This is a genomic window from Amycolatopsis sp. YIM 10, assembly GCF_009429145.1.
Lineage (GTDB): Bacteria > Actinomycetota > Actinomycetes > Mycobacteriales > Pseudonocardiaceae > Amycolatopsis.
Genome location: NZ_CP045480.1, coordinates 1,889,721 through 1,915,052, shown reverse-complemented (window position 1 = coordinate 1,915,052; position 25,332 = coordinate 1,889,721). Strand labels below are relative to the sequence as shown.

At 71.1% G+C, this 25,332-nt stretch carries 24 protein-coding genes; 9 read left to right on the top strand and 15 right to left on the bottom strand.

The genetic code is table 11. The features are described 5' to 3' along the window. Positions 1-4: 4 nt before the first annotated feature. The 6 genes from YIM_RS09525 to YIM_RS09500 form a co-directional block, all read right to left on the bottom strand. The gene (locus YIM_RS09525) at positions 5-1,195 is read right to left on the bottom strand and encodes a cysteine desulfurase family protein (RefSeq protein ID WP_153030000.1); all 1,191 of its coding nucleotides are present in this window, start codon (positions 1,193-1,195) and stop codon (positions 5-7) included. A gap of 44 nt (positions 1,196-1,239) precedes the next feature. Beyond that, entirely contained in the window at positions 1,240-2,598 is a 1,359-nt protein-coding gene (locus tag YIM_RS09520) for an MFS transporter (protein ID WP_153029999.1), read from the bottom strand. A 33-nt stretch (positions 2,599-2,631) separates the two neighbouring features. Beyond that, on the bottom strand, positions 2,632-3,516 hold the full coding sequence (locus tag YIM_RS09515) for a 1-acyl-sn-glycerol-3-phosphate acyltransferase (RefSeq protein ID WP_228004648.1): 885 nt from the start codon (positions 3,514-3,516) through the stop codon (positions 2,632-2,634). Beyond that, on the bottom strand, positions 3,513-4,304 hold the full coding sequence (locus YIM_RS09510; RefSeq protein WP_153029998.1) for a GNAT family N-acetyltransferase: 792 nt from the start codon (positions 4,302-4,304) through the stop codon (positions 3,513-3,515). The genes YIM_RS09515 and YIM_RS09510 overlap by 4 nt, the downstream gene beginning before the upstream one ends. Positions 4,305-4,435: 131 nt before the next feature. Beyond that, positions 4,436-5,395, bottom strand: coding sequence for an electron transfer flavoprotein subunit alpha/FixB family protein (locus tag YIM_RS09505; protein ID WP_153029997.1), 960 nt, complete (start codon positions 5,393-5,395; stop codon positions 4,436-4,438). Between the two features lie 28 nt (positions 5,396-5,423). Next, positions 5,424-6,212: an electron transfer flavoprotein subunit beta/FixA family protein gene (locus tag YIM_RS09500; RefSeq protein WP_153029996.1), complete on the bottom strand. Its 789-nt coding sequence runs from the start codon at positions 6,210-6,212 to the stop codon at positions 5,424-5,426. 265 nt (positions 6,213-6,477) lie between these two features. On the opposite strand from YIM_RS09500, the gene YIM_RS09495 reads away from it, so the two are divergent. Beyond that, positions 6,478-7,302 carry a DegV family protein gene (locus tag YIM_RS09495; protein WP_194240100.1) on the top strand — a complete coding sequence of 275 codons (825 nt, stop codon included), beginning with the start codon at positions 6,478-6,480 and terminating at the stop codon, positions 7,300-7,302. A gap of 85 nt (positions 7,303-7,387) precedes the next feature. Further along, a complete protein-coding gene (locus tag YIM_RS48560) occupies positions 7,388-7,549 on the top strand; it encodes a hypothetical protein (RefSeq protein WP_194240099.1) in 162 nt (53 codons plus the stop codon). 68 nt (positions 7,550-7,617) lie between these two features. Here the strand turns inward: YIM_RS48560 and YIM_RS09490 are convergent, their stop codons facing one another. Next, positions 7,618-8,049: a hypothetical protein gene (locus YIM_RS09490; protein WP_153029994.1), complete on the bottom strand. Its 432-nt coding sequence runs from the start codon at positions 8,047-8,049 to the stop codon at positions 7,618-7,620. Positions 8,050-8,094: 45 nt separating this feature from the next. Here YIM_RS09490 and YIM_RS09485 point away from each other — a divergent pair, with 45 nt between their 5' ends. From YIM_RS09485 to YIM_RS09470, 4 genes are read left to right on the top strand one after another with little or no spacing between them, the layout of a single operon-like run. Further along, the gene (locus tag YIM_RS09485; RefSeq protein ID WP_153029993.1) at positions 8,095-8,859 is read left to right on the top strand and encodes a bifunctional 2-polyprenyl-6-hydroxyphenol methylase/3-demethylubiquinol 3-O-methyltransferase UbiG; all 765 of its coding nucleotides are present in this window, start codon (positions 8,095-8,097) and stop codon (positions 8,857-8,859) included. Then, positions 8,856-10,319: a glycoside hydrolase family 57 protein gene (locus YIM_RS09480; protein ID WP_153029992.1), complete on the top strand. Its 1,464-nt coding sequence runs from the start codon at positions 8,856-8,858 to the stop codon at positions 10,317-10,319. The genes YIM_RS09485 and YIM_RS09480 overlap by 4 nt, the downstream gene beginning before the upstream one ends. Before the next feature lie 7 nt (positions 10,320-10,326). Continuing rightward, positions 10,327-10,821 (top strand): glutathione peroxidase, encoded by a 495-nt coding sequence (locus YIM_RS09475; RefSeq protein WP_153029991.1) that lies wholly within the window; start codon positions 10,327-10,329, stop codon positions 10,819-10,821. Between the two features lie 2 nt (positions 10,822-10,823). Further along, a complete protein-coding gene (locus tag YIM_RS09470) occupies positions 10,824-11,744 on the top strand; it encodes a methyltransferase (RefSeq protein WP_153029990.1) in 921 nt (306 codons plus the stop codon). A 136-nt stretch (positions 11,745-11,880) separates the two neighbouring features. Here the strand turns inward: YIM_RS09470 and YIM_RS09465 are convergent, their stop codons facing one another. From YIM_RS09465 to YIM_RS09445, 5 genes are all read right to left on the bottom strand, one after another. Beyond that, the gene (locus YIM_RS09465; protein ID WP_153029989.1) at positions 11,881-12,780 is read right to left on the bottom strand and encodes an NAD(P)H nitroreductase; all 900 of its coding nucleotides are present in this window, start codon (positions 12,778-12,780) and stop codon (positions 11,881-11,883) included. A gap of 108 nt (positions 12,781-12,888) precedes the next feature. Next, positions 12,889-13,908 (bottom strand): GAF domain-containing sensor histidine kinase, encoded by a 1,020-nt coding sequence (locus tag YIM_RS09460; RefSeq protein WP_194240098.1) that lies wholly within the window; start codon positions 13,906-13,908, stop codon positions 12,889-12,891. Between the two features lie 52 nt (positions 13,909-13,960). Continuing rightward, positions 13,961-14,599 (bottom strand): response regulator transcription factor, encoded by a 639-nt coding sequence (locus tag YIM_RS09455; RefSeq protein ID WP_153029987.1) that lies wholly within the window; start codon positions 14,597-14,599, stop codon positions 13,961-13,963. Next, on the bottom strand, positions 14,596-15,033 hold the full coding sequence (locus tag YIM_RS09450) for a pyridoxamine 5'-phosphate oxidase family protein (RefSeq protein WP_153029986.1): 438 nt from the start codon (positions 15,031-15,033) through the stop codon (positions 14,596-14,598). Before YIM_RS09450 ends, YIM_RS09455 begins: the two co-directional genes overlap by 4 nt. Before the next feature lie 46 nt (positions 15,034-15,079). Beyond that, positions 15,080-16,801, bottom strand: coding sequence for a glycoside hydrolase family 2 protein (locus tag YIM_RS09445; protein WP_153029985.1), 1,722 nt, complete (start codon positions 16,799-16,801; stop codon positions 15,080-15,082). Positions 16,802-16,872: 71 nt separating this feature from the next. Between YIM_RS09445 and YIM_RS09440 the strand changes: the two genes are divergently transcribed. Next, positions 16,873-18,126, top strand: a complete 1,254-nt coding sequence (locus YIM_RS09440) for a glycosyltransferase family 4 protein (RefSeq protein WP_153029984.1) — start codon at positions 16,873-16,875, stop codon at positions 18,124-18,126. A 70-nt stretch (positions 18,127-18,196) separates the two neighbouring features. Here the strand turns inward: YIM_RS09440 and YIM_RS09435 are convergent, their stop codons facing one another. The 3 genes from YIM_RS09435 to aceA form a co-directional block, all read right to left on the bottom strand. Next, positions 18,197-19,180, bottom strand: a complete 984-nt coding sequence (locus YIM_RS09435) for a M28 family metallopeptidase (protein WP_153029983.1) — start codon at positions 19,178-19,180, stop codon at positions 18,197-18,199. A 140-nt stretch (positions 19,181-19,320) separates the two neighbouring features. Continuing rightward, on the bottom strand, positions 19,321-20,922 hold the full coding sequence (gene aceB / locus YIM_RS09430) for a malate synthase A (protein WP_153029982.1): 1,602 nt from the start codon (positions 20,920-20,922) through the stop codon (positions 19,321-19,323). A 131-nt stretch (positions 20,923-21,053) separates the two neighbouring features. Further along, positions 21,054-22,340: an isocitrate lyase gene (aceA, locus tag YIM_RS09425; protein WP_153029980.1), complete on the bottom strand. Its 1,287-nt coding sequence runs from the start codon at positions 22,338-22,340 to the stop codon at positions 21,054-21,056. A gap of 222 nt (positions 22,341-22,562) precedes the next feature. Between aceA and YIM_RS09420 the strand changes: the two genes are divergently transcribed. Both YIM_RS09420 and ilvA read left to right on the top strand, forming a co-directional pair. Then, positions 22,563-23,987, top strand: a complete 1,425-nt coding sequence (locus YIM_RS09420) for a short-chain fatty acyl-CoA regulator family protein (protein WP_153029978.1) — start codon at positions 22,563-22,565, stop codon at positions 23,985-23,987. Between the two features lie 54 nt (positions 23,988-24,041). Continuing rightward, on the top strand, positions 24,042-25,304 hold the full coding sequence (ilvA, locus tag YIM_RS09415) for a threonine ammonia-lyase IlvA (protein WP_153029977.1): 1,263 nt from the start codon (positions 24,042-24,044) through the stop codon (positions 25,302-25,304). The last annotated feature ends 28 nt before the right edge of the window (positions 25,305-25,332 follow it).

The window sequence follows — 25,332 nt, the reverse complement described above, 5'->3', positions numbered from 1 at the left end:
CGCCTCACACCTCCGCCTTCGCCTTGCGCATCCCGGAAAGTCCTGCCTGCCGCGCCCGCGCGACCACCCCGCCGATCACCGCGGCCAACGCCTCCACATCCGCACGGCTCGAGCTGTGCCCCAGCGAGAACCGCAGCGAACCGCGGGCCGCGGCCGGCTCGGCTCCCATCGCCAGCAGCACGTGGCTCGCCTGCGCCACCCCGGCCGTGCAGGCCGAACCGGTGGAGCATTCGATGCCCTTGGCGTCGAGCAGCATCAGCAGGCTGTCCCCGGCGCACCCCGGGAAGGTGAAGTGCGCGTTGCCGGGGATCCGGTGCTCGGGATGCCCGTTGAGCCGGGCGTCCGGGACCTCGCGCAGCACCGCGGTGACCAGTTCCTCGCGCAGTTCGCCCACCAGCTTCGCGTGCTCGGGCTGCGCGTCGACGGCCGCTCGCACGGCGACCGCGAAGGCGTGGATGGCGGGCACGTCGAGCGTGCCGGACCGCACGTCGCGCTCCTGCCCGCCACCGTGCAGCACCGGGGTGCACGCGGTGTCGCGGCCCAGGAGCAGCGCGCCGACGCCGTACGGGCCGCCCAGCTTGTGCCCGGTCAGCGTCAGCGCGGCGGCACCGCTCTCGGCGAAGGAGACCGGCACACCGCCGACCGCCTGCACCGCGTCGGTGTGCAGCGGGATGTCGTGCTCGGCGCAGATCGCGGCGAGTTCGGCGATCGGGTTGACCGTGCCGACCTCGTTGTTCGCCCACATCACCGTGACCAGCGCGACGTCGGCGGGGTCGCGCTCGACGGCCGCGCGCAGCGTCGCCGGATCGACCCGGCCGGTCTCGTCCACGGGCAGCCAGTCGACCTCGGCGCCGGAGTGCGCGGCCAGCCACTCCACGGTGTCCGTCACGGCGTGGTGCTCGACCGAACTGACCAGGATGCGGCGGCGCCGCTCGTCGGCGGACCGGCGCGCCCAGAAGATGCCCTTGACCGCGAGATTGTCGCTCTCCGTGCCACCGCCGGTGAAGATCACCTCGGACGGCCGGGCGCCCAGCGCGGTCGCCACGGTCTCCCTGGCCTCTTCGACCAGCCGCCGCGCCCGCCGTCCCGAGGAATGCAGCGAGGAGGCGTTGCCCACGGTGGACAATGCCTCGGTCATCGCCTTGACGGCGGCGGGCACCATGGGAGTGGTCGCCGCGTGGTCGAGATAGGTCATCGCACCCTCCAGGGTAGCCCCGGAGGGCTTGTGACGATGCTCACCTACCCTCGTTCCGGCCACCGCCGCGTGGCGAGGTAGCCGATCAGCGCGACCCCCGCCATCGACGCCCCGACCACGGCCATCGCCGCCGACGGCCGGTCCGCCGAGCCCAGCGCGGTGAGCAGCACGCCGCCGAAGCCCACGGTCAGCGCCGAGCCCACCCAGTCCCCCAGCTGGCTGGCCGACATGGTGAACCCGCGCTCGGCGACCGGCGAGAACCGCAGCAGGAGCAGGGACACCGAGGGCATCGCCAGTCCCATGCCCGCACCGCCGATCGCGGTGCACGCGTAGGCGAGCCACCCCGGCGCCCACGGCTGCGCGACGAACGCGAACACCCCGACACCGACCGCGACCAGCGCGAACCCGGTGCGCAGCAGCAGTTCCCGCGACCAGTCCGGGTAGCGGCCCTGCAACATCGACGCCGCCGACCAGCCGAGCGCGGTGACCGTGAGCGGCAGACCGGCGGCGGCCGGGCTGTAACCGTGCACGGTGCTCAGGGTCAGCGGCAGGAACGCCTCCATACCGAAGAAAGCGCCCGACAGCAGCGCCCGCGCGCCGACCACGGTGGGCAGACCGGCGCGCAGGGTCAGCGTGCCGGGCGGCAGCAGCCGTCGCAGCGAGAGCACCAGCGCCACCGCACCGATCGCGCCGTAGACCAGCGCCAGCGGGGACGGGTGCTGCGCGGCCCAGGTCAGCGCCGCCACGCCGATCGCCACGACCACCGCCGACGGCACCCCCGCGCGCCGCTCGGTCTCCCCCGGCACGTGCGGCTCCATCCGCCGCACCACCGAAAGCAGCAGCGCCACGGCGATGCCGACCAGCGGAATCAACCCCAGGAACACCCAGCGCCAGCCGAACCGCTCGGTGACCAGCCCGGCGATCGACGGCCCGATCACCCCCGGCAGCACCCACGCCGCCGCGTTCGCGGCGTAGATCACCGGGCGCTCGCGGTCGGTGTAAACGAGCCCGATCAGCAGGGACACCGCCACCAGCACGAGCCCGGACCCGAAGCCCTGCAACACGCGGCCGAGCAGCAGTAGCGGCATGGTCACCGCGGTTCCGGCGACCACCAGCCCGGCCAGGAACAGCAGCGGCCCGGTCAGCAGGCCGAGCTTCGGGCCGCGCGCGTCGCCGAGCCTGCCGGACAACACGGTCGCCACCACGCTGGCGACCAGGAACGAGGTGAACGGCCATGAGTACAGCGCGGTGCCGTCGAGATCGTCGACCATCGTCGGCATGGCGGTGGCCACGCCCATGTTCTCGAACGCGACGAGCGTGATCACCAGCAGGATGCCGGTGGTGGTGACGCGGTGCTCCCTGGTCCAGAGCACGCCGCGACCCGGAGCCAGGGTGTCGGTCATGACCCCAGCCTGCAAGCTCCACCGCGGTGGAGGTCAACTCACTTTCGCGGGCGGAACGGCAACCTTGCGGACCTTGCGACGGCGCTGAGCCGGGATCGAGACGGTGCCGAGCGCGGCCGACACCGCGGCCTCGGCGAGCCCGGCCAGTTCACGGCGGTCCGCCGCGCGACCGGGCGCGATTTCCGGGCAGACGAAGACTTCCAGCACCAGCCCGCGCAACCGGGCGACCCGGCGCAGCGAGTCGATCAGCGATTCCGGGCCGATGAACGCGGGCCAGGTGGTCTCCCGGCCGTCGGCGAGGCGGTAGCGCAGCGCGATCGGGCGCACCGGCACCCCGCCGTCGATCGCGGCCTGGAAGGTGGCCGTGGTGAACCGGCCGGAAGCGCGGCCGCACCAGGTGGTCGCCTCCGGGGTGACGTTGACCAGCGAGCCACCGCGCAGCGCCGCCGCCAGCTCGTCCATTGTGGACTTCAGCGTGGTCAGCTTCTCGCGGTCGAGGAAGATGGTGCCCGCCTTGGCCACCAGCAGGCCGAGCACCGGCCAGCCGGCGATCTCCCGCTTGGCCAGCGCGCGCATCGGGCGCACCGCGTTGATCGCGACGATGTCCAGCCAGGAGATGTGGTTGTTCACCACCAGCGCGCCACGGGCCGGGTCGGCGGCGAGATCGGCCCCGCCGTGCACCACCAGCCGGATGCCGAAGGACCGGAGCACGCCACCGAAGACCAGGCGCACCAAGCGATCCAGCGCCCGGCCGCGCAGCACCAGCAGCGCGGGCACGGCGGCCAGCGCGGTCAGCACCATCAGGATCGCCGCGGTGAAGCGCAGCACCCGGCGGACGAAGTGGACGGTCGGCTCGCCGCTGGTGAGGCAGTGGTCACCGCACGGCGACGGCGGCATCCACGCGTGCCGGGTGGTCATCCCCCGACCCCACCGGCGCCGAGGAAGAACTTCAGGTAGCGCTCGTCGACGTTCTGCAGGTCCAGCAGGACCAGGAAGTCGGCGACGCCGAAGTCGGCGTCCAGCGCGGGCGGTCCGCACACCTTGGCGCCGAGCCGGACGTACCCCTTGATCAGCGGCGGCAGCACCGAACGCGACGGGCGGGATACGTCCTCGCTGTGCCACGGGTTCAGCGGCCGCACGCGCAGCTCGTCGGGCGCGTAGTGCTTGGTGCGCAACAGATCCCAGACGCCCGCGGCGTAGCTCCCGCGGTCGTTCAACGGAACGGAGGCGCAGCCGGCGAGGTACCGGTGGCCGGACAACAGCATGTAGCGCGCGATACCGGCCCAGACCAGGCTCACCACGGCACCGCTGCGGTGGTCGGGGTGCACGCAGGAGCGGCCGGTTTCGACCAGCGAGCGGCGGAGGTCGGCGAGCGCGGTCAGGTCGAACTCGGTGTCCGAGTAGAGGCGGCCGGCTTCGGCGGCGCGCTCGGGCGGCAGCATGCGGTAGGTGCCGACGATCTCGCCGCTGTTGTCGTCGCGGACCACCAGGTGGTCGCAGAACCGGTCGAACTCGTCGATGTCGAGCCCCGGCCGCGGCGAGTGGAGGGTGGCGCCCATCTCCTCGGCGAAAACGCGGTGGCGCAGGCGCTGCGCGGCGACCACTTCGTCGTTGTCGTTGGCGACGAGAAGGGAGTAGCGGGGAGCGCCCGCGGGCAGCTCGACACCGGCCTGATCAGTGCTGACGAGCAGCTGTGATCGAGTCATGCCACTAGGTCTACGCCCGGGAAGAACCACCGGGAGAGCCGCGCGGTGGCGTCTCGGTGCACGTTCAGTTAATAGCGGGTTCTCAGCCTTCTCTCAGGTATGAGAAGGCCGAGAACCCGCGAGGAACAGCCTCAGCCCTTGCGCTCGGCGACGGCCTCGGTCAGCTGCGGGGCGACGTTGAACAGGTCGCCCACCACACCGAAGTCGGCGATCTCGAAGATCGGGGCCTCGGGGTCCTTGTTGACCGCGATGATCGTCTTCGAGGTCTGCATGCCGGCCCGGTGCTGGATCGCGCCGGAGATGCCCAGCGCGATGTACAGCTGCGGCGAGACCGTCTTACCGGTCTGGCCGACCTGGAACTGCGCCGGGTAGTAGCCGGAGTCGACCGCGGCACGCGAGGCGCCGACGGCCGCGCCGAGCGAGTCGGCCAGCTTCTCCACCACGTCGAACTTCTCGGCCGAACCGACACCGCGGCCACCGGAGACCACGATCGAGGCCTCGGTCAGCTCGGGGCGGTCGCCGCCGACGATCGGCTCCACACCGGTGATCCTGGCCGACTTGGCCGGGTCCACCGCGGGCAGCTCGACGGCCTCCTCCGCGGCGGCACCGTCGGCCCGCTCGGCCTCGACCGCACCGGGACGCACCGAGATGACCGGCGTGCCCTTGGCGGACTTGGCCTTCACCGAGTACGCGCCACCGAAGACCGACTGGTCGACCGTGCCGTCGGAGTTGACCCCGACCACGTCGATCAGCAGCCCGGCGTCCAGGCGCGCGGCGAGGCGGCCGGACACCTCCTTGCCCTCCGCGGTCGCGGAGACCAGCACCGCGGCCGGGGACGCCTTCTCGGCCAGCAGCGCGAGCGCGTCCACCTTCGGCGTGGCCAGGTAACCGGCGGCGTCGGCGGACTCCGCGACGTACACCTTCGCGGCACCGTAGGCGGCCAGGCTGTCCTTGACCTTGCCCGCCGTGCCCGGCTCGCCGACCACCACGGCCGACGGCTCACCGAGCGCGCGGGCCGCGGTCAGCAGCTCAAGCGTGGACTTCTTGACCTCACCGTCGACGTGGTCGACGAGGACCAGAACTTCAGACATGTTTCCCGTCTCCTAGCAAGTCTCAGTCTCAGATGATCTTCTGGCCGACCAGGTACTCGGCGACCTTCTTGCCGCCGTCGCCGTCGTCCTCGACGCGCTCACCCGCGGTGCGCGGGGGCTTCGGCGCGGCTTCCACCACGGCGGACCAGGCGTTGCCGAGGCCGACCTCGCCGGCGTCGATCCCGAGGTCGGCGACGGTGAGGGTCTCCACCGGCTTCTTCTTCGCGGCCATGATGCCCTTGAAGGACGGGTACCGCGGCTCGTTGATCTTCTCGGTGACGCTGACCAGCGCCGGCAGGCTCGCCTCGAGATGGGTCAGGCCCTCGTCCGCGGTCTCCCGGTCGACCTTCACCGAGGTGCCCTCGACGGTCAGCTGCCGGGCGTGGGTGAGCTGCGGCAGGCCGAGCAGCTCGGCCACGACCGCGGGTACCGCACCGCCGCGGCCGTCGGAGGCCTCGTTGCCGGCGATCACCAGATCGACGTTCTCCACCTTGCGCACCGCGGCGGCGATCACCTTCGCGGTGGCGAGCAGGTCGGAGCCGTGCAGCGCCGGGTCGGAGACGTGGATGGCCTTGTCGGCACCCATCGAGAGCGCCTTGCGGATCGCGTCGGTGGCGCGGTCCGGGCCGACCGCGAGCACGGTCACCTCGCCCTCGCCGGCTTCCTTGATCTTCAGCGCTTCCTCGACCGCACGCTCGTTGATCTCGTCGAGCACCGCATCGGCGGACTCGCGGTCAAGGGTGTGGTCGGACTCGCTGAGCTTGCGCTCGGAGTAGGTGTCGGGCACCTGCTTGACCAGGACAACGATGTTCGTCATGGGTCCTTCACGACCTCCCGTTACGTCGGGCGCCTCAGCGCGCCCGCAGGGCTGTACTCGCCGGTAGTTAAGCGCAGACCCGGGTCCGCCCGCGCGCCGAGGTGACCGCATTCACCTGGATGAGCCAAATATCGGGACCATCGTCCCGTTAGTTTCCGGCCGACTGCGTACAGTGTGTGTTCCATCCCATCCAGTGGCATCGGGACTACACCATTTGGACGCCGCGGGGTTAGCCTGCCTGACTGTGGTGAACCACGTAGCCGTGATGACCGACTCGACCGCCTGCCTTCCGGAGCAGCTGGCCGAGCAGTGGGACATCGGCATCGCACAGGTCCAGCTGCACGTCGGCGATCGGCTCGACGACGAACAGCGCTTCGCGCGCGCCGACCTGCTGGCCGCGATGCGGGCGGGACAGGCGGTGTCCACGTCCCCGCCCGATCCAGGGGCCTTCTTCTGGGCCTACCAGGACGCGATGAGCCGCGGGGCCACCGCGATCGTCAGCATCCACATCTCCGGGCGCATGTCCGCCACGGTGGAGGCGGCCAGGGAAGCCGCGCAGCAGGTGCAGATCCCGGTGCACGTGCTCGACAGCGGCACCACCGGGATGAGCCTCGGCTTCGCCGCGCTCTCGGCGGCGCGGGCCGCCGCGGCCGGCGCGCACCCGCGCCGGGTGATCGAGGCCGCCGAGTACCGCTTCCGCACCAGCAAGGAACTGCTGTACGTGGACACCCTCGAGTACCTCAAGCGCAGCGGGCGGATCGGTTCCGCGCAGGCGATGGTGGGCAGCGCGCTGTCGCTCAAGCCGCTGCTGACCGTGCGCGAGGGAGAGGTAGCGCCGCTGTCCAGGGTGCCCGGCCGCCGCCGCGCGCTGAACAAGCTGGTCGACCTCGCCACCAAGGAGGCCCGCGGCAAGCCGGTCGACGTGGCGCTGGTCCGCTTCGGCGACGACGAGCGCGTGCTGGAGCTGGCCGAGCAACTGCGTCACCGGATGCCGCAGGTGCGCGAGACCATGACGCTGGAGGCCAGCACGATCATCGGCGCGCACGTCGGCCCCGGCGCGCTGGGCATCACCGTTTCCCCGGCCGGGTGACCGGGTAGTACCGGGGAACCGTGTGGACCCGTGGTTCGTTGTCCTGGCGAACCGGACAAACCGCCACGCGCAGGAGGGCACTGAGATGGCATCGCTGTTCCAGAAGATCGCGCGGTTCGCCAAGAGCCCGCAGGGCCGCCAGACGATCAACCAGGTCAAGCGGTACGCCAACGATCCCCGCAAGCGCCAGCAGGCCAAGGACGCGCTGGGCAAGCTGCGCGGCAAGGGCAAACCCCGCGGCTACTGAGCTTTCGGCCCCGCCTCCGGCGGGGCGGCGAGGTCGCTTTTGAGCGGCCTCGCGTGTGCCACCAGGTTCTACTCCGCTGAAGCCGGTGCCGGGGCGCGCCGCCGTCCTGGGACCAGCAGCACGGCCAGGGCGGCGAGCGTGCCCGCGACCAGGCCGACCGCGTTGAGCACCTGGTCCACCGGCTCGAGCACGTGCAGGTGGATCAGGTGGTACGTGGTGTGCGGCACACCGAGCACGAGCCACGCCGCCCCCGCCAGGCGCGCGGCGGCGGTGGTCTTCATCCCGAGCGCGGCGGCGGCGATCGTGCCCAGCACCAGGAACATCGCGCCCACGTCACGGATCAGGTGCTCGTTGTAGGGCCCGTCGGCCGAGACCCAGCCGCTGCGGAAGCCGGGGAAGTCCAGGTAGAAGGAGTCCGGCAGGAAGCACGCCCAGGCTCCGGTGGCAAATCCGACCAGTGCGAACAGCGCCAGCGCGGCGCGGGTGAATGTCGACTGCATGACCTTTGGACTGGGTAGCCCCGGCGAATGTGACAGGGTGATCCGGTGACCACCCCCGCCGAGGCCCTGCACCTCACCGGAGAACGCACCGTGCCGGACGTTCCCGAGGAGAACTACTGGTTCAGGCGCCACGAAGCCGCCTACGCCGCCCTGCTCCCCTACTGCGCGGGCGCGACCGTGCTGGAGGCGGGCTGTGGCGAAGGTTACGGTGCCGGCCTGATCGCCACCTCCGCGCCGCGGGTGCTCGCACTGGACTACGACGAGCCGACCACCGCGCACGCGGCCCGGCGCTACCCGGCGCTCGACGTGATCCGCGGCAATCTCGCCTGCCTGCCGCTCCGATCGTCCACTGTGGACGTCGTGGCGAACTTCCAGGTGATCGAGCACCTCTGGGACCAGGCCGGCTTCCTCGACGAATGCCTGCGGGTGCTGCGACCGGGCGGGCGGCTGCTGGTCACCACGCCGAACCGGCTCACCTTCACCCCGGACAGCGACGTGCCGCTGAATCCGTACCACACCAGGGAACTCGCGCCGGCCGAGCTGGACGAGCTGCTGCGCGAGGCCGGGTTCGAAGTGGAGCTGCTGCACGGGCTGCACCACGGTCCGGCCGTGCGCGCGCTCGACGAGCGGTACGGCGGTTCGATCATCCAGGCGCAGCTGGACGTGGTGATGGGCTCGCTGCCCGGCCAGGCGGTGTGGCCGCCCGAACTGCTCGCCGACGTCGACTCCATCCGCACCGGGGACTTCGTGGTGCACGGCGAAGACCTCGACGCGAGCCTGGACCTGGTGGCCGTGGCGGTGCGGCAGTGAGCGAGCACGAAGGCACGTTCTGCCTGGTGTTGCACAGCCACCTGCCGTGGCTGGCGCACCACGGTTCCTGGCCGGTCGGCGAGGAATGGCTGTACCAGGCCTGGGCGCACTCGTACTTCCCGGTGGTCGACCTGCTGCGCCGCTTCGCCGACGAGGGCAAGCGCGACGTGCTCACCCTTGGCGTCACCCCGGTGCTGGCCGCGCAGCTCGACGATCCGTACTGCCTGCGTGCCTTCCACCACTGGCTCGGGCACTGGCAGCTGCGCGCGCGGCACGCGTCCACGCTCTGGGCGGGCGACCCGCTGCTCCGCTCGCTGGCCGCGGCCGAGCACCTGGCCGCCGATCGCGCCTGCGAGGAGCTGGAAACCCGGTGGCGGCACGGTTTCTCGCCGGTGCTCCGGTCCCTTGTGGACGCCGGAACGATCGAACTGCTCGGCGGCCCCGCCACGCACCCGTTCCAGCCGCTGCTCGACCCGCGGGTGCGCGCCTTCGCGTTGCGCACCGGACTCGCCGACACGCGACTGCGCGTCGGTCACCGTCCGGCCGGGATCTGGGCGCCGGAATGCGGTTACGCGCCGGGCATGGAGAACGACTACGCGGCGGCCGGGGTGCAGCGATTCCTGGTGGACGGGCCTTCGCTGCGTGGTGACACGTCGGCGGCTCGCACCGTCGGCTCGTCTGACGTGGTGGCCTTCGGGCGTGATCTCGAGGTGACGTACCGGGTTTGGTCACCGAAGGCCGGTTATCCCGGGCACGGTTCGTACCGGGATTTCCACACCTGGGACCACAACGTGGGACTCAAGCCGTCGCGGGTCACCGGCAAGCAGGTCGAGCCCGTGGACAAGGCGCCCTACGACCCGGCACTCGCCGCGGACACGCTTCGCTTGCACGTCAAGGACTTCGTGGACACCGTGGTGACGCGGCTGCGGTCGTTGCGCGAACAGCACGGGCGCGAATCACTGGTGGTCGCGGCGTACGACACCGAGCTTTTCGGACACTGGTGGCACGAAGGCCCGGCGTGGCTGGAGGCCGTGCTGCGGGCGCTGCCGGAAGCGGGCGTGCGGGTGACCACGTTGCAGGGCGCGCTGGACGCCGGTCACCTCGGCGCGCCGGTCGAACTGCCCGCGTCCTCGTGGGGCTCGGGCAAGGACTGGCGGGTGTGGGACGGCGAGCAGGTCGCCGACATGGTCACCGCGAACACCGAGTTGCAGCGGCGGTTGCTCGCGCTGCCGCCGGGCGCGCGGGGACACCGCGATCCGGTGCGGGACCAGCTGGTCACCGAGGCGCTGCTGGCCCTGTCCAGCGACTGGGCGTTCATGGTCACCAAGGACTCCGCCGCCGACTACGCTCGGCGCCGGGCGCGCGTGCACACCGAGCGGTTCGACGCGCTGGCGGCCGGGCGCGCGCCGACGTCGTTGCCGGACAAGCCATTCGGGCATCTTGATGCCCGCGACCTGTGAGGTGCTGATGGGAATCAAGGACATCAAGGACATCACCGTGGAGACCCTCGACGGCGAGCCGACCACGCTCGGCGCGCTGGGCGAGAAGGTGCTGCTGGTGGTGAACGTGGCGTCGAAGTGCGGGCTGACGCCGCAGTACACCGGGCTGGAGAAGCTGCAGGAGCGGTTCGGCTCGCGGGGTTTCGCGGTGGCGGGGTTCCCGTGCAACCAGTTCGCCGGGCAGGAACCGGGCAGCGCCGAGGAGATCCGGACGTTCTGCTCCACCACGTACGGCGTGACGTTCCCGATGTTCTCGAAGATCGAGGTGAACGGCGCCGGGCGGCACCCGCTGTACGAGTCGCTGACCTCGGTCGCCGACGCCGACGGTGAAGCCGGTGACGTGCAGTGGAACTTCGAGAAGTTCCTGGTCGGGGTGGACGGCACGGTGCTGGGCCGGTTCCGCCCGCGCACCGAGCCGGAGGACGAGGCCGTGGTCAAGGCCATCGAAGCCGCGCTGCCCTGACCATGCCGATCCTGGCCATGGCCGGACTGGCCACGCCGATGGCCATCCGGGTGGCGGCGACGCTCGGGCTGGCGGAACACGAAGGAACCGCCGAGGAACTCGCCGCGGCGACGGGGACTTCGGCCCCGGCGTTGCGCTGTCTGCTCGACCACCTGGTCGCGGTCGGAGTGTTCGAAGTGGACTCCGGCCGCTACCGCCCCACGGCGCTCGGCGCGGAACTGCGCGAGGAGGGGCCGAAGCTCCTACTGGACATCAACTGCGCCGGTGGCCGTGCCGAACTCGCCTTCGCCGATCTGCTGGGCACGATCACCACCGGCGAGCCCGCGTACCCGCGCCGGTACGGCCGCGACTTCTGGGCCGACCTCGACGCGCATCCGGCGTTGCGGCGCTCGTTCGACGCCCAGATGAACTGGCGCTTCCGCACGCAGGCCGGGCAGATCGCCGAGCGCTTCGACTGGGGCCGGTTCTCGTCGATCGTGGACGTCGGCGGCGGTGACGGAACCGTGCTGACGGCGATCCTGCGAGCCCATCCCGAGGTGCGGGGCGTCGTGCTGGACCTCAGCCCCAGCTTCCCGGCAACCGGATTCGGCGACCGGGCGAGCACTGTCACCGGCAGCTTCTTCGACCCGCTTCCCGCGGGCGCCGACGCCTACCTGCTCTCCGACATCCTTCACGACTGGGATGACGACCACGCCCGCGAGATCCTCTCGCGCTGCCGTGAAGCGGGTGGCGTGGTGGTCGTGATCGAGCCGGTGCGGGGCGAGGGCGCGGACACGGGCATCGACCTGTTCATGCTGATGTGCTTCGCGGGCCGGGAACGCACCGTCGCCGAGCTGTCCGCCTTGGCCGCCGACGGCGGCCTGGCTCTCCGCCGCTCAGCCCCGATCGCGGACGGGCGCACGGTACTGGAGTTCCACGCCTGAGCGAACTGGCCGACCGGGGGCACCGTGCGGCGAGCACTCCGCGCGGGGCCCCCGGCCACGCCCACTCGGGTTGGCCGTGGTGGGCCGCGAGGGGTCGGCGGCTGTGCACGCCGGGCCGGCCGCTCGCGGCCCTTGGTCACACGGCGACCGCGGCGAAGTTCTGCACCACCTCGTCCAGCGGCCGCCGTGTGGTGGCGGGGAGCGGTTCGGCGTTCAGCCGGGCCCAGCCCAGCCGGCACACCACCTGCGGATGCGCCCCGTCCAGCAACTCCTTCGCCAGGATCGGGCGCACGTCGATCACCCCGAGCGGATCGGTCAGCGCGCAGCTCGCCAGGCCGAGCCCGGTGGCCGAGAGCAGGACCTCGCTCAGCGCCTCGCCCGCGCGCAGGCGCGCCAGGCGGTCGTCGGCGTGGGTGCCGAGCACCAGCAGCACCGACTCGTGGTCGTACTCCGGCACGCTCGGCGGCCAGTGCCCGCGCCAGGCGGCGAGTTCGAGCAGCACGGCCGGCCCCAGCAGCTGGTAGTGGGCGCATTCGGCGAGCGCCCGCACCAGCTGTGGCCGCGCCCCGCGGTCCGTGGCGGCGCGCACCAGCACGCCGGTGGTTTCGGCGCGGTCGATCATCAGGGACAGGTGCGACTCCGGTGGCCTCCGCTGGTCGTAGCGGCGCCGGTCGGACCGCCGCCGCGGAATGGCCGCGGCCAGCGCGACCTCGTCGGCGCCCGGCTCACCGCGGTACAGCTCGATCGCGGCCAGGTGCTCCGGTTCGGCCGGGTCGGGCAGCCGGTACACCCGCGTGCGCCAGCCCTGCACGGCGAGCCCGATCCGGAGGTGGTGCAGCGCGGCCCCGCAAGCGAGCAGCAGGTCCGTGCCACGCGGATCGGTGTGGGGCACCTGGCGGTCGCGTCCGGCGTAGAGGTTCACCGTCCGCCCGCCGAGCCGCCACCGCCACGGCTGCGAGTTGCGCACCGAGGGCGCGCGCACGGCCAGCTCGATCGCGGTGCGCATGGTCCGCTCGTCGGGATAGCCGTGGTCCATCGCGGGTCTCCTTCGCCGGGAAGGGTTCACCATCGACCATCGCACGGGGACGGGCGGGGACCGCAGGGCCGAAAGTCCCCTGAAGACAGGGACTTCCGGGGGTATCGCTCACGGCAGCGGCACCGACCAGAGCAGCCGGGTGCCCCCTTCGGGCGAAGCCTGCACGTGCAGCGTGCCACCGGCATCCGCGGCACGCGCCGCCAGCGCCGCGAGTCCGCTGTGGACCGAATCCGGCGAGATGCCGGAGCCGTCGTCGGTGACGCCGATGCTCAGCTCGTTCTCCACCGCCACCGCCACGGTGACCGACCGCGCCATCGCGTGCCGCACGGTGTTGCCGACCGCCTCGCGCACCACCGCCTCGGCGTGCACCGCCAGCTCGGGCGGGATCACGCTGAGCGGACCGGACATCCGCACGATCGCCCGCACCCCGGTGTGCTCGGTCAGCTCGTCGATCACCTGCTGGAGCCGTCGCCGCAACCAGGTCGCGCCGGCCGGATCGCCGTGCAGGTCGAAGATCGTGTTGCGGATCTCGCGGACCACCTCCTGCAGGTCCTCGACGCTTTCGGTCAGCCGCCGCCGGAGTTCCGGGGATTCCGCGGCCCGCCCGAGGCCCTGCAGCGAAAGGCCCACCGCGAACAACCGCTGGATCACGTGGTCGTGCAGTTCGCGGGCGATCCGGTCGCGTTCGTTGAGCAGGTCCAGCTCGTGCCGGTGCAGGTGCTCCCGCGCGGTCCGCACGGCCAGCGCGGCCTGCTCGGCGAACCCGGTCGCCAACGTCACCCGATCCGCGGTGAACACCGGCTTTCCCTTGTCCCGCAAGGCGATCAGCACACCGAGCGACTCGTCCACGCCGGCCAGCGGGACCGCCATCGCCGCGCCGGAGCGATCGTCGAGGCCGGGGCCGGGGGTCACCGCGCGACGGGCCTTGCCGGTGCGGAAGACCGCGCCGCCGATCGTGCCGTCGCAGGGCAGGCGCAGGCCGTCGAAGGCCGCCTCGTCCGCTCCCGCGCAGACGACCACCACCAGTTCGGCGCCGCCGTCGGCGGGCAACGCCAGCAGCACGTGGTCGGCGCCGATCAGCTCCAGCGCGCGGACCACCACCAGTCGCAGGACCTCACCCTCGGTCACACGAACCAGATTCGCACCCGGTGCCGCCGAAAAACAGCGCCGGTCAGGGGGATCAGCGCCGCTGCCCGCGCAACCGGGTGGCCAGCACCGCCGCCTGCGTGCGGCGCTGCATGCCGAGTTTCGTGAGCAGCCGCGAAACATAGTTCTTCACGGTTTTCTCGGCCAGGTTCATCCGCGTGGCGATCTGGCGGTTGGTCAGCCCGTCGCTGATGAAGCCGAGCAGTTCCCGCTCGCGATCGGACAAGCCGGCCAGCGGGCCGTCGACGGACACCTCCGCGCGCAGCTTCGCCATCAGCGCGGCGGCGGCGCGGTTGTCCAGCAGGGACAGCCCGGAACCGACGTCGTGCACCGCGGCGACCAGCCGCATGCCGTCGATGTCCTTGATCACGTACCCGCCCGCCCCGGCGAGGATCGCGTCGAGCATGGCCTGCTCGTCGGTGAACGAGGTGAGCATCAGGCAGTTGAGCCCCGGCAGGCGCGAGCGCAGGTCGCGGCACAGCTCCACCCCGTTGCCGTCGGGCAGGCGCACGTCGAGCACCGCGACGTCCGGGCGCAGCGCGGGAATCCGGGCCATCGCCTGCGCCGCCGTGCCCGCTTCACCGATCACCTCGAGGTCCGGGTCCGACTCGAGGAGGTGGGCCACCCCGCGCCGGACCACCTCGTGGTCGTCGACCAGGAAGACGCTGATCATCGCCCGTTGCCGATCCGGGTGCCGGACGCGAGCTTCACGGTGATCTTGAGGAACCGGTCGCCCGCCGATGCCGGCCACGGCGTCGGCGCGGCACCGGACAGCTTTTCCACTTCCTCGTGGTCGGAGATCTCGGTGGCGTGCCCGACCACGCTCACCGACCAGCCGGCGGTCAGGTCGGCGGAGAGCCGGTCGGCCTGGAAGGCGACCACCGCGTTGCGCACCGCCGAGGGCAGTTCGCTGTCCCCCGGGCTGCGGATGATCACCGCGCCGTCGCGCATCGTGTACCCGACCAGGTCGATCGCCGGCATCGCGTGCTTGGTGTACACCACCCGCCCCACCCCGGCCCTTCCCAGCAGGCGCAGGCATTCGCCGTGACTCAGCGACTCCGCGCGCGAACCGCCCATGTTGTCCTCCGGTGTGCTTCCCCGACGCACCGGCTCAACCTGGCAAACCCGGCCCGCTGCGGGAAAGGGCCGAAAGTCACCGATCTTGGGGCTGGCTGCCCGCCTCGATCGCCTTTCGATTGTGTTCCGCGGCCACCGCGATGTCGAGCTTCGCCGCCCTGCGGTCGTAGGTGAAAAACCCGTTCACCTCGTTCTCGACGTCGGTGGTCTGGGTGTAGACGGCACCCGAAAGGCCCACCGCGGGCACGAGTTCCGCGAGTTCGAGGCTCACCTCGGCGTAGCGCCGGGTCAGTTCCTCGCGGCTGCCGGTCATTTCGTACGCCATCGGCGGTCCCGGCCAGGTGTGCTCCTGCACCACCAGTCCCAGTCCGCCGTATTCGCCGTCGACGGTCACGCGCGCGTCGACGATTTCGGGACGGCCGGGGCCGACGTAGGTGTGGTCGTCGTAGATGTCGCCCGCGCCGGTGTCGTGGTGCGAATGGCAGCAGTTCACGCCGCTGCTCGCGTTCACCATGCGGGTGGGGTCGGCTTCGCGGACCAACGCGGAGATCCGCACGGTGTCGTATTCGCCCCAGCCCTCGTTGAACGGCACCCAGCCGACGAGCGAGGTGACCCCGCGCAGCTGGTCGATCAGCTCCAGCAGTTCGGCCTCGAACCGCCGCTGTGCCTCGGGAACGGGCGGTGCCTGCGGTCCCGGCGGGTTGTCCAGCAGCACCGGCAGCGACGGCATGTCCTGCCAGACCAGCAGCCCGAGCTTGTCGGCCCAGTGGTACCAGCGGGCGGGCTCGACCTTCGCGTGCTTGCGGACGAAGTTGAAGCCCAGTTCCTTGGTCTTCTCCAGGTCGAACCGCAGCGCTTCGTCGGTGGGCGCGGTGTAGACGCCGTCGGGCCAGTAGCCCTGGTCGAGCGGGCCGTGCAGGAAGGTGACGCGGCCGTTCAGCGCGATCCGCGGCCTGCCCCGTTCGTCGCGGGCGACGCCGATGGTGCGCAACCCGGCGTACCCGCGGACGAGGTCTTCGCCCAGCCGGACGGTCAGGTCGTACAGGTACGGGTCCTCGGGGGACCACCACCGCGGCGACGGCACCTCGACGCGGATGGCGCGGCCGGCGGGACCGTCGGCGCGGGCGACCTCGTCCCCGTCCGGGGTGCTGACCACCACCTCCACCCGGTCACCGCCGGACACGCGCGGGGTGACGGTGAGCCCGGTCAGGTCGCTGTCGATGTCGAGGCGCCGGATGTGGTCGTGCGGCACGGGTTCCAGCCAGACGGTCTGCCAGATGCCGGAGGCGCCGGTGTAGAGGATGCCGCCGGGCGCCCGGCGCTGCTTGCCCAGCGGGTAGGTGCCGATGTCCACCCGGTCCTCGGCGCGGACCAGCACCTCCTGCGGCCCGTCCGCCCGCAGCGCGCCGGTGATGTCCGCGCTGAACTCGGTGTAGCCGCCTTCGTGCTCGGCGACCAGCTGGTGGTTCACCCAGACGGTGGCGCGCTGGTCGACCGCGCCGAAGTGCAGCAGCACCCGCTCCCCCGCCCAGTCGCCGGGGATCTCGAAGGTGCGGCGGTACCACATCAGGTCGTCGTGCCTGCCGATGCCGGACAGCGCGGACTCCGGCGGGTACGGCACCAGGATCCGCTCCCCGCGGCTGTTCTCGGTGCTGTACTCCCACAGGCCGTTGAGGTTCAGCCAGCGCTCGCGCACCAGCCTCGGGCGCGGGTACTCGGGCAGGGCGTTCCCCGGGCCGACCTCGCCGGTCCACGGGGTGGTCAGTGCGGTCTCCGCGGGCTTCCAGTCCGTGCTCATCACCCCCGATGCTGGCAAAGATCCGCCACGGCCGCACGGAGCCGTCTTGACTCACGAGTAACCTGCCCCTCATGCGCGTGTTGATGCTCTCCTGGGAGTACCCGCCGGTTGTCGTCGGCGGACTGGCCCGGCACGTCCACGCGCTGGCCAGGCACCTGGTCCGCGACGGGCACGAGGTGGTGGTGCTGTGCCGTCACGTGGCCGGCACCGACGCCTCGACGCATCCGCAGACCGATCGGGTGGTCGAGGGCGTGCGGATCATCCGGGTCGCCGAGGACCCGATGCACGTGACCTTCGAACGCGATCTGGTGGCCTGGACGCTGGCCATGGGCCACGCGATGGTCCGCGCCGGGAACGAACTGCTCCGCGGCTGGCAGCCCGAGGTGGTGCACGCGCACGACTGGCTGGTCACCCATCCGGCGATCGCGCTGGCCGAGGCCGCGCGGGTGCCGCTGGTCGGCACCATTCACGCCACCGAGGCCGGGCGGCACTCCGGCTGGCTCTCGCACCCGCTCAACCAGCAGGTGCACTCGGTCGAGTGGTGGCTGGCCAACCGCTCCGACGCGCTGATCACCTGCTCACAGGCGATGCGCGCGGAGGTCGGGCACCTGTTCGAGGTGTCGCCGGAAGAGATCACCGTGATCCACAACGGCATCGAGGAACGCGGCTGGCAGGTGCCCGCCGCCGAGATCGAGCACGCCCGGCGGACCTACAGCCCGGAAGGCGCTCCGCTGCTGCTCTACTTCGGCCGCCTGGAGTGGGAGAAGGGCGTGCAGGACCTGCTCGCCGCGCTGCCGCGCATCCGGCGCGACCACCCCGGCACGCGGCTGGTGGTGGCGGGCAAGGGCAGGCACCTGGACGAACTGGTCGAGCAGGCGAAGAAGCTGCGCATCCGGCGGGCGGTGGAGTTCGTCGGCCACCTGTCCGACCGGGACCTGCGCGCGGTGCTGTCCGCGGCGGACGCGGTGGTGCTGCCGAGCCGGTACGAGCCGTTCGGGATCGTCGCGCTGGAGGCCGCGGCGGCGAAGGCGCCGCTGGTGGCGTCGACCGCGGGCGGGCTCGGCGAGGTGGTCATCGACGGGGTGACCGGGTTGGCGTTCGCGCCGGGTGACGTGCCCGCGCTCGGGGCCGCGGTGGACACCGTGCTGGCGGATGACCGGGCCGCGCGGCGCCGCGCCGCCGCCGCGCAGGCCCGGCTGGCCGCGGACTTCGACTGGTGCCGGATAGCCGAGGACACCGCGGCCGTCTACCGCCGGGCGCGGATCTCCGAGCCCGAGGTACTGGGCCGCCCGAAGATCGCCACCGGCAACGCTTTCCCCGGCTGAGCCGGATCGAGCCGGGGTTGAACGCCCCCGTGGCCGCGGCTCCGGTCACGCGACCACGAGGGCTGGTCCACTAGATGGGGCAGCGCACGCAGTCGAGCGCGGCCATGGCGGGCGCACCGCTGAGCGTCCACAGCGTGTGCGCGATGACGTCGGTGTGCCGGTCCAGCGAGGTGGCGCTGATGTTGCTCGTGGTGTCGCACGAGCGGTGGTAGCAGCGGTCGAACGCCTGGCCCGCGGTACCGCCCCACTTCTGCGCCTGCGCCGAGGACTTGATGCCCTCCGCGCCGCTGAACGTGCCGCCGATCGGGATGTTGGCCCTGGCGAAGGCGGCGTGGTCGGAGCGCCCGCCGACGCTGGTCGGCTCGGTCGGCACGCCCTTGGCCTGGAACCCGGCCTTCAGCGTGTTCTCGATGGTGGTCGACCCGGCTGGCTGACCCGAGCTGGAGTAGACGAAGTACGCCGGGTTCGGCGAACCGGTCATGTCGAAGTTCACGTAACCCTTGATCACCGCGCGCTGCGCCGAGGTCAGGCTGTTCACGTACCGCGTCGACCCGATCAGGCCCAGTTCCTCGGCGCCCCACCAGCCGAAGCGCAGGTGCTTCTGCGGTTGCAGGTTCTGCTTGGCCACGGTCAGCGCGACCTCGAGCAGACCGGCCGAGCCGCTGCCGTTGTCGTTGATGCCGGGTCCGACGGTGACGCTGTCGAGATGCCCACCGGCCATGATCACGTTGTTCGGGTCACCGCCCGGCCAGTCGGCGATCAGGTTGTACCCGGTGGCGCCGTTGTAGCTGAACGTGTGGAGCTGCGTCTGGTAACCGGCGGCGTCGAGCTTGCCCTTCACGTAGTCGATCGAGGCCTTGTAGCCGGCTCGGCCGTGGGCGCGGTTGCCGCCGCTCGCGGTGGCGATGTTCTGCAGTGCGGTGAGGTGGGCCTGCACGTTCGCCACCGGGATGTCCGGGGCGGCCAGTACGGGTGCCGCGGTGGCGGGCGCGCTCAGCACCGCGATCGGCAGTGCGGACGCGGCCACCAGGACCAGCGCGTGACGCAGTCTCATCACGAAAACTCCTCGACGAGGGGGAGATGTCCGACTCGCCGGAGCCTGCCTGGTGGCCGAACGTGAAAACAATCCGGAACCCGCTAAGTAGGCGTACCTAAAGTTGCGGGTTCCGGATGTTTTCGACAGGCGCGGAAAGCTCAGGCGGTCAGGTACCGCGCGTAGGCCGAGGTGGTGAAGAACGCGGGCAGCTTCTCCCCGAGCGCGGTCTCGACGAAGATGTCGCGCGCGTCGTCGAGCCGGTTGCCCGCGCCGAGGTCGGCGTGGATGCGGCCGAGTTCCTCGCGCAGCATCTCGAAGGCCAGCTCGGTGGTGATCGCGGTGCCGTCGGCCAGCTTCGTGCCGTTGCGGATCCACTGCCACACCTGGCAGCGCGCGATCTCCGCGGTGGCCGCGTCCTCCATCAGGTTCGAGATGCCCGCCGCGCCGGTGCCGCGCAGCCACGAGTCGAGGTAACGCAGGCCGACGTTGATGTTCGCGCGCAGGCCTTCCTCGGTGACCTCACCACCCGCACTGGCCACGTCGAGCAGGTCCTCGGCGGTGACCACCACGTCCTCGCGCAGCTTGCCGAGCTGGTTCGGCCAGCCGCCGAGCACCTCGTCGAACACCTCGCGGCAGACCGGGACCAGGCCGGGGTGCGCCACCCATGAACCGTCGAACCCGTCGCCGGCCTCGCGCTCCTTGTCCTGGCGGACCTTCTCCAGCGCGTTCGCGTTGATCTCCGGGTCGCGGCTGGGAATGAACGCGGCCATGCCGCCGATGGCGTGCGCGCCGCGCTTGTGGCAGGTCCGCACCAGCAGCTCGGTGTAGGCCCGCATGAACGGCACGGTCATGGTGACCTGCGCGCGGTCCGGCAGCACGAAGTCGGCACCGCGGTCACCGAAGTTCTTGATCACGCTGAAGATGTAGTCCCAGCGCCCGGCGTTCAGCCCGGCCGCGTGCTCGCGCAGTTCGTAGAGGATCTCGTCCATCTCGAACGCGGCGGTGATCGTCTCGATCAGCACGGTGGCCCGGATCGCGCCCTGCGGCAGGCCGAGTTCCCGCTGGGCGAAGCGGAAGACGTCGTTCCACAGCCGTGCCTCGCGGTGGTTCTCCAGCTTCGGCAGGTAGAAGTACGGGCCGCGGCCGCGGGCGAGCAGCTGGCGCGCGTTGTGGAAGAAGAACAGGCCGAAGTCGACCAAGCTCGCCGAGACCGGGCGGCCGTCGATGCGGATGTGCTTCTCCACCAGGTGCCAGCCGCGCGGGCGGGCGACGATGGTGGCCGGGTCGTCACCGATGGTGTAGCGCTTGCCGTTCTCGCCGGTGAAGTCGATGTCGCGGCGGATCGCGTCGTAGAGGTTGAGCTGCCCGTCGATCATGTTGTGCCAGGTCGGCGCGTTGGCGTCCTCGAAGTCGGCCAGCCACACCTTGGCCCCGGAGTTGAGCGCGTTGACCGTCATCTTGCGGTCGGTCGGCCCGGTGATCTCCACCCGGCGGTCCTCCAGACCGGGCGCGGCCGGGGCGATCTGCCACGACTCGTCGGCGCGGATGTGCGCGGTCTCCGGCAGGAAACCGAGCTTCTCCTCCCCGGTGGCCAGCTTCTCCCGGCGCAGGCGCCGCTCGTCGAGCAGCTCACGGCGGCGACCGGCGAACTCGTTGTCCAGCTTGGCCACGAACTCCACCGCGGCCGGGGTGAGGATCTCGTCGAACCGGTCGGCGCTCGGGCCGGTCAGGTCGATGCGGTAGGCGAGCTTGTCGGACATCTGGTTCCTCCGGGAACTGGCTTTCTCGCGGGAGAAAAGAAAGAAGAGGGAAGGGAAGCCGCCGGGCCGCCCCAGTCGTGCGGGCGACTACCAAGGGGGCCGGGCCCGGCGGCTTCCGGGGACTACCGGGCTCAGTGGAACTGGGCCTCTTCGGTGGAGCCGGTCAGCGCGGTGGTCGAGCTGTCCGGGTTCAGCGCGGTGGCCACCTGGTCGAACCAGCCGGTGCCGACCTCGCGCTGGTGCTTCGTGGCGGTGTAACCCCGCTCCTCCGAAGCGAACTCGCGCTCCTGCAGGTCCACGTAGGCGGTCATGCCCTCGTTCGCGTAGCCCTTGGCCAGGTCGAACATCGAGTAGTTCAGCGCGTGGAAGCCGGCCAGCGTGATGAACTGGAACTTGTAGCCCATGTGGCCAAGCTCGCGCTGGAACTTCGCGATGGTCGCGTCGTCCAGGTGCTTCTTCCAGTTGAACGACGGCGAGCAGTTGTAGGCCAGCAGCTGGTTCGGGTACTTCGCCTTGATCGCCTCGGCGAACTTCCGGGCCACCTCCAGGTCGGGCTCGGAGGTCTCCATCCACAGCAGGTCGGCGTACCGGGCGTAGGCCAGCCCGCGCTCGATGCACGGCTCGATGCCGTTGCGCACCTTGTAGAAGCCCTCGGCGGTGCGCTCACCGGTGATGAACTTCTGGTCGCGCTCGTCCACGTCGCTGGTGATCAGCGTGGCGGCCTGCGCGTCGGTGCGGGCGATGATCAGCGACGGCACGCCGGCCACGTCCGCGGCCAGGCGGGCGGCGTTCAGCGTGCGCTCGTGCTGCTTGGTCGGGATCAGCACCTTGCCGCCGAGGTGGCCGCACTTCTTCTCCGAGGCCAGCTGGTCCTCCCAGTGCACGCCCGCGGCACCGGCCGCGATCATGCCCTTCATCAGCTCGAACGCGTTGAGCGGGCCACCGAAGCCCGCCTCGGCGTCGGCGACGATCGGGGCGTACCAGTCGATGTCGGTGTTGCCCTCGGCCCAGGTGATCTGGTCGGCGCGGCCCAGCGCGTTGTTGATCCGGCGGACCACCGCGGGCACCGAGTTGGCCGGGTACAGGCTCTGGTCCGGGTAGGTCTGCCCGGACAGGTTCGCGTCGGCGGCCACCTGCCAGCCCGACAGGTAGATCGCCTTGAGCCCGGCACGCACCTGCTGGACGGCCTGGTTACCGGTGAGCGCGCCCAGCGAGTGGACGTAGTCCTCGGTGTGCAGCAGGTTCCACAGCTTCTCGGCGCCACGACGGGCGAGCGTGTTCTCCTCGACCACGCTGCCGCGCAGCTTGATCACGTCGGCCGCGCTGTAGGTACGGTCCACACCCTGCCAGCGGGGGTCGGTCTCCCACTGCTTCGCAAGCTCTGCCGCCGCCTGCTCCCTGTTGACCGTGTCAGCCATCTTTCCCACCTTTGCGAACTTTGCGATTACTCGCTTCCTGTTCCGACCATGACATGTGCAGGGGAAACGCGCCTAGCGCTCCAATTTGCCAAATTTTGCAAACTTTTCGTAGCATGCAGGCGAAGGTTGCGAACACGGAGTTCGCAGACCTGCGGAATTCCCTCAGCTTGATCGTTTACTTGATCGTTCAGGCCGGGAAACCTTCCGGAAAGGACCGGTTCAGTGGACAAGACCTTCGCCGGCGCGAAGCTGCGCCACCTGCGTGAGACCCGCTCGATGAGCCAGGCGGACCTCGCCCGGCTGCTGGAAATCTCGCCGAGCTACCTCAACCAGATCGAGCACAACGCCCGTCCGCTGACCGTTCCGGTGCTCTTCCGGATCACCCAGGCCTTCGGCGTGGACGCCGAGTTCTTCGCGAACAACGACACCGCGCGCCTGGTCGCCGACGTGCGCGAAGCCCTGCTCGACGAGTCGCTCGGCGTGCAGGCGACCACCGGCGAGATCAACGAGCTGGCGACGAACCTGCCGTCCATCGCCCAGGCGCTGGTCCGGTTGCACCGGCGGTACCGGGACGCGGTGGAGAACACCGCCGCGCTGGTGACCGAGGACGGCAGCGGGGTGCACGGCAGCGCGGCCGGGCCGTTGCCGCACGAGGAGGTGCGCGACTTCTTCTACGAACGCGAGAACTACGTCGCCGAGCTGGACGAACGCGCCGAGCGGATGGCCGCCGAACTGCCGCTGCGCCGGGGTGAGGTGCTGTCCTCGCTGCGGGACCGGTTGACCGAGCGCTACGGGGTGCACGTCACCAGCGAGGGCATCGACGAGACGGTCGGCGAGCAGCACCGGTACGAGCCGCACGCGCGGGTGCTGCGAATGGCGCCGAGCCTGCGGGTCGGGCAGCAGGCCTTCCGGATGGCTTCGCAGATCGCGCTGCTGGAGTACGACGACCTGATCGCCGAGCTGGCCGATTCGTGGGCGTTCTCCGGTCCGGCCGCGCGTTCGCTGGCGCGGGTCGGGCTGGCCAACTACTTCGCCGGGGCGCTGATCCTGCCGTACGAGCAGTTCTACCGGCGAGCCGAGGAGTACCGGTACGACATCGAGCGGCTGTGCGACCACTTCGGGGTGGGCTTCGAGACGGCGTGCCACCGGCTGTCCACCCTGCAACGGCCGAAGATGCGCGGGGTGCCGTTCTCGTTCGTGCGGGTGGACCGCGCGGGCAACATGTCGAAGCGGCAGTCGGCGGCGGGCTTCCACTTCTCGCGGGTGGGCGGGGCGTGCCCGCTGTGGAACATCTACGAGGCGTTCACGTCGCCGGGCAAGATCCTGACGCAGATCGCGTCGCTGCCGGACGGCAAGAGCTACTTCTGGATCGCACGGACGATCTCGCGGAACATCGGCGGCTACGGCTCGCCCGGAAAGATGTTCACCGTCGGCCTCGGCTGTGAACTCCGCCACGCGCGGCGGCTGGTCTACTCGACCGGCCTCGACCTGGACGACCGGGCCGCCGCCACCCCGATCGGCATGGGCTGCAAGGTCTGCGAACGCCCGGCCTGCCCGCAACGCGCCTTCCCGACCATCGGCAAGCAGCTGACCGTCGACGAGAACACGAGCACCTTCGTGCCGTATCCGGCCGTGCCGAAGCCGTGACCGCGGCCGCCCTCCCCCGATCGGGCCGCGGCCACCCGGAGTAGGTTCCCGGGCATGCAGGGCGTACGCACGGCGGAGGTAAGCGCGGAACTGGTCGACCAGGCCGCGGAACGACTGGCCGGGGTGGTCACCAGGACCCCGCTCGAACCCAGTTCCCGGCTCTCCGCGCAGATGAACGCCCGGGTCTGGCTCAAGCGCGAGGACCTCCAGACGGTCCGCTCCTACAAGGTCCGCGGTGCCTACAACTTCATCGTGCAGCTCGACGAGGCGGTCCGCACCCGCGGCGTGGTCTGCGCCAGCGCGGGCAACCACGCGCAGGGCGTCGCCTACGCGTGCCGCCGGCTCGGCGCCAACGGCCGCGTTTTTGTGCCCCGCACCACGCCGCGCCAGAAGCGCGAGCGGATCGCCACGCTCGGCGGCGCGCACGTCGAGGTCATCGTCACCGGCGACAGCTACGAGGACGCCTCCGCCGAGGCCAAGCGCGAGGCCGAGCGCACCGGCGCGACCCTGGTGCCCGCCTTCGACGACCCGCGCACGGTCGCCGGGCAGGGCACGGTCGCCCGCGAGATCGTCGCGCAGCTGGGCTTCGCGCCGGACGTGCTGGTGGTGCCGGTCGGCGGCGGCGGGCTGCTCGCCGGGATCGTCAGCTGGATGCGCGAACGCCATCCCTCGACCCGGATCGTCGGCGTCGAACCGGCCGGGGCCGCCTGCCTGGCCGCCGCGCTCGAAGCCGGTGGGCCGGTGCGGATCGACACGGTGGACTCGTTCGTCGACGGCGCCGCGGTGGCCATCGCCGGTTCGGTCACCTACCCGCTGATCCGCGACAGCGGTGCCGAGCTGACCACCGTCGAAGAGGGCGGGGTGTGCACCGAGATGCTGGAGCTGTACCAGTCCGACGGCATCATCGCCGAGCCCGCCGGCGCGCTGGCCAGCGCGGCGCTCGGGGCGACCGTCGAGATCGGTGCCCAGGAGACCGTGGTCTGCGTGGTCTCCGGCGGCAACAACGACGTCAGCCGGTACAGCGAGATCCTCGAGCGGTCACTGGTCCACAAGGGGCTCAAGCACTACTTCCTGGTCGGCTTCCCGCAGGAACCCGGCGCGCTGCGCCGCTTCCTCGACGAGGTGCTCGGCCCGGAGGACGACATCACCCTGTTCGAGTACGTCAAGCGCAACAGCCGGGAGACCGGCCCGGCGCTGATCGGGATCGAGATCGAGCGCCCAGCCGACCTGCCCGGCCTGCTGGACCGCCTCGAAGCCAGCCCGCTCCAGGTGGAACGGGTGGAACCGGGCAGCCCGTTGTTCCACTTCCTGCTTTAGACGCTGCTTGTTTTGAACGCTGCTTGCT